Here is a 7730-nt window from a genome sequence, read left to right on the forward strand (position 1 = left end):
GTGGGATGTATGGGAGGAAAAATAGCAAAATACTATAATAAAGTTAAAGGAGGAAAATATGATAGAGGCGATTGCAAAGATTGGACAGATTGAAAGGAAAAGGATTAAGGACAAGACTTCCGACGATAAAGATCCACAAATCGTTGAGTTGATACAAAATATCTACAAACCTACCCAGGATGATAAAAGAAAGCAGAAGTTACTGAAAATTGTTCTGAAGCAAGGGAAAGATTCCTCGTACACTTTTGATAGAGTTGAGCTTGAAGATCTAAAGAGTGACACCTGCTATAAAGTTTTGTATAAAAGTTCTGGTGGAAATGCACTTTATCCTTCACCTACCGCACAGATTACAGACAAAGATACCTTTGGCAATAAAATTCTTAAATTCTTTAAAGAAGCTAAATCAAATAAAGAACTATCAGATGAAGAAAGAAAGTTCTTTGAGAATGTATACAACGCTCTTACTGAATCTGAGAACGATATTAGGAAAAGTATAGATGAAAAGTCTAAAGAAAAAGGAACTTATCTTTTGACAATAACCTTTGAAGAGCAGAATGGTGAAAAATATCTGGTTGACAAAATAGAGTTTTTAGACTACTTCTTAGAAAAAGTGAGAGGAAAAGAGGAAAGATTTAAGGGTAATGGGGTGTGTAGTATTTGCGGTAAATCTGGAGAAGTTTATGGAGGAGTATTCCCTTACTCATTTTTTAATCTCGATAAAGAGGGTTTTTTAAACAACTTTTCTAAGAGCGATTCTTATAAAAACTTTCCTATCTGTAAAGATTGTATCCGTGATCTTGAAACAGGCAAAAGATTTATTGAAGATAAACTCAATTATACATTTGTAAAAGGTTTGCGATATAGACTTATTCCCCAGAATATTTCAGGAGATGAAAAAATATTTGAAGAGTTAATTGATATCTTAAGCGAGCAGGAAAGTAAAATTGATACGAAGAGTTTAGAAAGGATAACTGATGATGAAAGGGAAATTTTAGAAATGCTCTCAAAGGAAAGCGATACATTCAGTTTGAATTTTCTTTTTATAGAAAAGCAAAACAAAGCAGAAAAGATTCTTGCTTTTATTCAGGATGTTCTTCCTTCACGACTCAATAGGATATTTGAAGCAAAAAGAAAAGTGGATGAAATAACAAAGAATATCTCTGGCTATGATGGTAAACAATTTACCTTTGGCTACATACGTGAGTTTTTCTTTAAAAGCGATTCGCAAAAATCAAATCCGGATCTTGATAAGTATTTCCTCGATATTGTAGACAAGATTTTCAAAGATAAGAAAATAGATAAAGTGTTTCTTTTTGATTACCTTATGAAGGGCATAAGGGAAGAATTCCTTAAAGAACATTCAGGAGAAAAAAGTTTCTTCTACTTTAAGACTGTCGATGCATTTATAGTTTATTTGTTTTTAAAAGAGTTGAACATAATAGATTTAAAGGAGGTCAAAATGGAAGAACGGAAGTTCGATGCATTCTTTAAAAAGTTTGAGGGACTCAATGATCCTGTGAAAAAGGGACTTATCCTTTTAGGCGCAGCGACAGAAACTCTTCTTGAGGTTCAGGAGGATTTGAGAGGCAGTAAACCATTCTTGAAGTACCTTAAGAGCCTTAAAATGACTGAAAAAGATTTTAAAGAGCTTCTAACCAAAGTCCAGGCAAAACTCGAAGAGTATGATGCCCTTCCTAAGGCAAAGGATTTTTTAGAAGAGGCTTCTTACTATTTGCTTATGGGTGGAGATAATTTTAAGATGAGTGTGCCTGAAATGAACTTCTTCTTTACGCTCGGAATGAATTTAAAGTGGGAAATATTAAAATCTTTAAAGGAGGCTTAATATGGACGAAATTAAAAGAAGGGAAATTTTATTTCTCTATGATGTAACATTTGCAAACCCAAATGGTGACCCCAATGATGAAAACAAACCAAGAATTGATGAAGAAACAGGCATTAACTATGTAACAGATGTAAGGTTGAAAAGAACTATCAGAGATTACTTGAAAGATTACAAAGGCAAGAATGTTTTTATCTTTGAAGAGAAAGACGACAAAGGTAACAGGGTTAGCAAAAAGGCAAGAGTCGAAAAGGATTACGGCAACAATCCAAGAAAAGCACTTGAAGATTGTATAGATTTAAGGCTTTTTGGCTCTACTTTTGCAATTGAAAACAAAGGAAAGTCAAAGGATGAAGAGAGTGGAGGCGAAAACAATCTTTCCGTTACAGGACCAGTTCAGTTTAAATTTGGAAAATCTCTTCACAGAGTGAAACTTGAATTTGTAAAAGGAACAACCGTTATGCCAGGCGGTGAAGGAAAACAGGCAGGAACATTCACAGAGAAATATGTTCTACCATATTCTTTGATCTGTTTTTCAGGGCTTGTAAATGAAAAAGTTGCAAAAATTGAGAACATAGGGCTTACAATGGATGATGTAAATCTTATGTATGAAGCAATGTGGGAAGGAACAAAGGCGTTATTTACAACATCAAAAGCACAATCTCCTCGCCTTTTGTTTGAGGTTGTCTATAAAGATGATACATTCCATATAGGTGACCTTGAGAAAACTCTTAAACTTATATCCGATAAAGAAGACGAAGCATTGAGGAGTCCTGATGACTACAAAATTGATGTAACAGATCTTGTTGCACTTCTAAAAAAATACAAAGAAAAGATCGACTATATCAGACTAAAAGAGGGCGATTTGATAAGGTTTGTGTATGAAGGAAACGAAACCTCTCTTTCAAAAGTTTTAAAAGACTCTGGATTTGTGGTTAAAGACTTTGACTTTTAATGGGATATGGAGACTATAATTTTTGATGTTTTTGGTGATTTAGCGCTTTTTAGAAAATTTTACACAAATACATCTATTCTTACTTATCCATTCCCTCCCCCTACTGCATCTATTGGTATTATTGGCGCAATTCTTGGAATACACAAGGATGATCTTGTTTACAAATTGAAAGATGCTGAGGTTGCAATTTCAATACGCTCGCCGATAAAAAAGATAAGGTTTAGCCTTAATTACATGAATACTAAGGGCAGAAATTTTATTTTGCTTAAAAGAACACAAATTCCCACAGAGTTTATTAAAGACCCTCACTACAGGATCTATGTAAGAAATTTAAATGAACCTCTAAGATCAGATCTTGTTTCTCTTTTAAAAGAACATCGTTCTGTCTTTATACCCTATCTCGGCATAAGCGAACTCTTCGCAAATTTTAATTTCGTTGATGTGGTACCATCAAGCGATTTGGAAGGCGAAGAAAGCGTTTCAACAGTGGTGCCACTTGATAGTGCAACAATTGTTCCAAAGGTTGTCGGGCAAAGACTTATAAAGGAAAGGGTACCACATGTAATTGACGAAAATAGAGTGGTAAAAAAGTATACGGATGTTGTTTTAGACGAAGGAGGAAATCCAGTAGTTATAAAAGGAAAGTTTTCGAAAGTAGGAGATGAAAATGTCATTTTCTTCAAATCCTTCGGGTCTTTTCTCTCATCCTGAAAGATACCTTGAAGACCATCTTTTAAGTGTTGCAAGTAATACTTATAGGACTGTCGGGGGCTCTCTTATTGCAGGGTCCCCATATACACAAGGGGAAGTAGAATGTATTAAAAATACTTCTTATCTTATCGGGCTTTTACACGATTTTGGGAAGGCAACGAAGTACTTTCAAGATTATCTTCAAGGTAAAAAAGTAGATGATTTCAAAAAGCACCACTCGCTTCTTTCATCAATTGTAACTTTTAATTTTGTTTCTGAATACTTAGAAAGGCATTGCTCTTACATAGATACTAACCTCCTTAATTTTTTGAAAGTTGTTTCTTATATCCTTGTAAAAGACCATCACTCTGATTTGGACGATTTCTTGAATGAACTTTCACAAAGTGATTTTGAGCAGTTGAAAGACCTTGTAAATTCTATCGATAACGAAAAATTAAATGCTCTTGTAAAAAATCTCAATCAGGAAATACCTCCGAATCTTGGACAACTTAATTTCGACAAGCAGGAACTTTTCAATTTTATAGAGAGATTTGGAAATAAAAGACTTGAATTAAAAAGCTTCCTGAGATCATTAACTCATAATTCAACAAATCCATTTCAATATTACTTTCTTACTAATCTTATGTTTTCTTCTCTTTTAGAAAGCGACAAAGTAGATGCTGCAGTAAGGGAGGAAGTTGTTGTTAACAGCTTTGTTGTAAAAGAAGATTCTATAGAAAAGTATAAAGAAACCTTGCCACACGAAAGCGATATATCTACAATAAGGGAACAGGTTTTTCGGGATGCAGAGCGTAACTTCCAAAAAATTATCAATAAAGAACCTATACCCAGGGTCTTTTTTGTTACGCTTCCAACTGGGCTTGGAAAAACTCTCATTGGTTTCAATCTTGCAAATATCTTGAGAAATAAGATTATTTCAGAGCAAAGCCTTTATTACAGGATAATTTACGCACTTCCATTTATAAATATCATAGACCAGAACGCTCAAACAATTGAGGATATTTTGAGAATGCAGTTTGGGGAAATAAACACTGATTTGTTGTTAAAACATCACCATTTAAGCGAAATATCCTATAAAACAGAGGAAAAATCTTACGATACAGGTGTAGCGGATATCCTTATGGAGACATGGCAAAGCAATATTATAGTTACAACATTTGTCCAGTTGTTTCATACTCTTATCTCAAACAAGAACTCGATGCTAATGAAGTTTAACAAACTTTCCCACTCCATAATTATTCTCGACGAAGTCCAGGCAATTCCACTTCAGTACTGGCGAATTATTGATAAACTTCTGCATGAAGCATTAGAAAAACTTGATTCTTACGCAATTATAATGACTGCAACCAAACCAATTTTGTTTTCTAACGGAATAGATGTCGTAGAAGCACCAAAGATTGGCAGCAGATATATTTTAGATGCTAACACTTACTTTGGGATACAAAATATGGAAGAATTTCTTGAAAAGTTTGAAATAAAGTCTGATAAATCCTATATGTTTGTTTTAAACACGATTGATGAAGCAAAAAAGTTTTATGAGCTCTTGTCTCAGCGTGTTCTAAAACAAGATATTACTTTTCTTTCTTCTCATGTTATTCCAAAAGAACGACTTGAGAGAGTTAAAGAAATTAAACAAGGCAAATGCAGGTTTCTTGTAACAACACAAATTGTTGAGGCGGGTGTTGATATTGATTTTGATGTTGTTGTGCGTGATTTTGCTCCACTGGATTCGGTTATTCAATCTGCAGGAAGATGCAACAGAAACTTTATAAAAGAGCAAGGTATCGTGTATGTTACGAAATTGAGGGACGAAAAAAGATTTTATTCTTCATATATTTACGATAAGGTTTTGCTGGAGATAACCGAACAATTGATTAAAGGAAAAACATTCTATGAGGAGGAGTTATACAAAGTTTTTGACGAATATGAGAATCTAATTTTAAAGAAAAAGGATACAGCTGGTATCTCTGAAATCATTGAAGAAGCTATTAAGAAGTTAAAGTATGATAGTGAAGACGGACTTTCAGAATTTAGCATTATAGAGAAAACTTATCCTGTTATGGATGTATTTGTAGAGGTTGACGATTTTGCTAAAGAGGCCTTTAAAAAATTTGAAGATATTCTTTCTATTGAGAACCGTTTTGATAGGCACAATGAATTCAAGAGAATTAAAAGAGATTTTTATTCTTATGTAATTTCTGTTCCAGCGACCGTCCAAAACCGTCCACCAATTGTTAATGGTATTCCTTATGTCTCGATGAACTCTTTGAACGAATTTTACGACAAAAACACGGGCTTTATAACGAATGGGGTAAATGCTATATGGTAGATAATATAAAAGTTTCTGGAACGCTTATTGAAAGTTACCTGATCTGTAAAAGGCAAGCCTGGTTTCATCTCCACAAGATTATACCTTTTCAAGACCATCCATTTCTTGAAATTGGAAGGCTTATTGATGAGACAACATATGAGAGGGACTTAAAAAGGATAAACCTCGAAAGTGTTCAGATAGATTTTATAAAGACAAAGGAAGGAGAAATTGTTGTTGGCGAGATAAAGAAATCATCGAAGTCGAAAGATATCGCAAAAATGCAACTTCTTTATTATCTTAAGGTTCTTAAAGATTTAGGAGTTCCTTCTAAGGGTATTTTGTCGTTTCCAACAGAAAGAAGAAGGGAATTTGTTGAACTTACAACCGAAGATGAAGAAAAACTTAAGAGGATTGTAAAAGAAATTGAAAATCTTTCTAACGAATCATTTCCTCCTCCGCTTGAAAAGATTCCTTTTTGCAAGAATTGTGCTTACAAGGAGTTTTGTTTCTCATGAATGAAATAATTTACATATTTAAAAGCGGAAGACTTGCCCGAAAAGACAACACAATCTACTTTGAAAACGATGGTGAAAGGAAATTTATCCCCGTTGAAAACACAAAAGAAATACATATTTTTGGAGAGATAACACTAAATAAGGATGTTCTCGAGTTTTTATCCCAGAAAGAAATAATTCTCCACTTTTATAACTATTACGAATATTATGTTGGAAGCTTCTATCCGAGAGAACATTACAACTCTGGCTATATTACTGTGTCACAGGCAAGACATTATCTTGATACTAATTTACGTGTATCTCTTGCAAAGAAGTTTGTTTTCGGAAGTATTTCTAATATGGAAAAGGTTGTCAGGTATTATAACAATAGAGGTGTAAATCTTGAAAACATTTTGGCGAACCTTCGAAATCTTAAAGACAATCTCGATAGTATTGTTGATATTCCTACACTTCTTGCCCTTGAAGGAAAATCTCGAGAAATCTATTATGATAGTTTTAATGAAATACTCAAAGATTCACAATTCTTTATGGATAAAAGAACTCGACGCCCTCCGAAAGACTCCATAAATGCCCTGATAAGTTTTGGAAACTCATTGATGTATACAACCATTCTTTCACAAATATACAAGACCCACCTTGATCCTCGCATAGGATACCTTCATGAAAGCAACTTTAGAAGTTTCTCATTAAACCTGGATGTTTCTGAGATATTTAAACCAATAATTGTTGATAGAGTTATATTTTCTCTTGTAAACAGAGGAGTTATTGGTGTTGATTTCTTTGATAAAAGACTCAATGGGATATATCTTTCAGAAAATGGAGCAAAAGAATTTGTTAAAGCTTTTGATGAGAGGTTAAATTCAACCATCTCCCACAAAACACTTGGAAGAAATGTTTCCTACAGGACTTTAATAAGGCTTGAACTGTATAAAATTGAGAAGCATATTATAGGCGAAAATGTTTATGAACCATTTATATCTGAGTGGTAAATGCATTGAATGTTGTGTAATTCTTACTAAAAAACCCTATCACATTAAGCGAATTGATAATCTATTCTCAATGCTCTATCAAACCAAACGAAGTAAAAGCTATCCTCGTATTCTGTTACTCAGAAACGAATCAAGACTTTCCTCTTTACCCTGTCATCCCGAGCCGATCTTGCGAGGAATCTCCTCCCCCTCTATCATCCCGAACGAAGTGAGGGATATCCTCGTTTTATTGGAAGCGGAAAAGTTCCCTCCTCTAACTCTACCCAAAAGAATTTCTGCCGTTTTAGGGTTAGCTGGGAAGGGGTCTTTCTCCCCTTCCAATTATTTGTCACTCCGAACGAAGTGAGGAGTCTCCTACTTTAGAGGTGTTAAATGTACCTCATCCTTGTTTATGATATAAAAGAAGAAA

At 34.0% G+C, this 7730-nt stretch carries 6 protein-coding genes; all 6 read left to right on the top strand.

The annotated features are described in order from the left end of the window. The first annotated feature begins 58 nt into the window (after positions 1-58). From JHC30_06710 to cas1b, 6 genes are read left to right on the top strand one after another with little or no spacing between them, the layout of a single operon-like run. On the top strand, positions 59-1843 hold the full coding sequence (locus JHC30_06710; GenBank protein ID MCI4463841.1) for a TIGR02556 family CRISPR-associated protein: 1785 nt from the start codon (positions 59-61) through the stop codon (positions 1841-1843). A gap of 1 nt (position 1844) precedes the next feature. Next, positions 1845-2795 (top strand): type I-B CRISPR-associated protein Cas7/Csh2, encoded by a 951-nt coding sequence (cas7b, locus tag JHC30_06715; GenBank protein ID MCI4463842.1) that lies wholly within the window; start codon positions 1845-1847, stop codon positions 2793-2795. A gap of 6 nt (positions 2796-2801) precedes the next feature. After that, entirely contained in the window at positions 2802-3506 is a 705-nt protein-coding gene (gene cas5b / locus JHC30_06720; GenBank protein MCI4463843.1) for a type I-B CRISPR-associated protein Cas5, read from the top strand. Beyond that, positions 3463-5835, top strand: a complete 2373-nt coding sequence (gene cas3 / locus JHC30_06725) for a CRISPR-associated helicase Cas3' (protein ID MCI4463844.1) — start codon at positions 3463-3465, stop codon at positions 5833-5835. The genes cas5b and cas3 overlap by 44 nt, the downstream gene beginning before the upstream one ends. Then, positions 5829-6332: a CRISPR-associated protein Cas4 gene (cas4, locus tag JHC30_06730; protein ID MCI4463845.1), complete on the top strand. Its 504-nt coding sequence runs from the start codon at positions 5829-5831 to the stop codon at positions 6330-6332. Before cas3 ends, cas4 begins: the two co-directional genes overlap by 7 nt. After that, positions 6329-7321 carry a type I-B CRISPR-associated endonuclease Cas1 gene (gene cas1b / locus JHC30_06735; protein MCI4463846.1) on the top strand — a complete coding sequence of 331 codons (993 nt, stop codon included), beginning with the start codon at positions 6329-6331 and terminating at the stop codon, positions 7319-7321. Before cas4 ends, cas1b begins: the two co-directional genes overlap by 4 nt. The last annotated feature ends 409 nt before the right edge of the window (positions 7322-7730 follow it).

It is taken from the genome of Caldisericum sp. (genome assembly GCA_022759145.1).
GTDB lineage: Bacteria > Caldisericota > Caldisericia > Caldisericales > Caldisericaceae > Caldisericum.

What these genes read in the sequence shown, in the direction of transcription:
- cas5b (MCI4463843.1), top strand. Translation starts at nt 2,802, where the DNA reads ATGGAGACTATAATTTTTGATGTTTTTGGTGATTTAGCGCTTTTTAGA.
- cas7b (MCI4463842.1), top strand. Translation starts at nt 1,845, where the DNA reads ATGGACGAAATTAAAAGAAGGGAAATTTTATTTCTCTATGATGTAACA.
- cas3 (MCI4463844.1), top strand. Translation starts at nt 3,463, where the DNA reads ATGTCATTTTCTTCAAATCCTTCGGGTCTTTTCTCTCATCCTGAAAGA.
- cas4 (MCI4463845.1), top strand. Translation starts at nt 5,829, where the DNA reads ATGGTAGATAATATAAAAGTTTCTGGAACGCTTATTGAAAGTTACCTG.
- cas1b (MCI4463846.1), top strand. Translation starts at nt 6,329, where the DNA reads ATGAATGAAATAATTTACATATTTAAAAGCGGAAGACTTGCCCGAAAA.
- JHC30_06710 (MCI4463841.1), top strand. Translation starts at nt 59, where the DNA reads ATGATAGAGGCGATTGCAAAGATTGGACAGATTGAAAGGAAAAGGATT.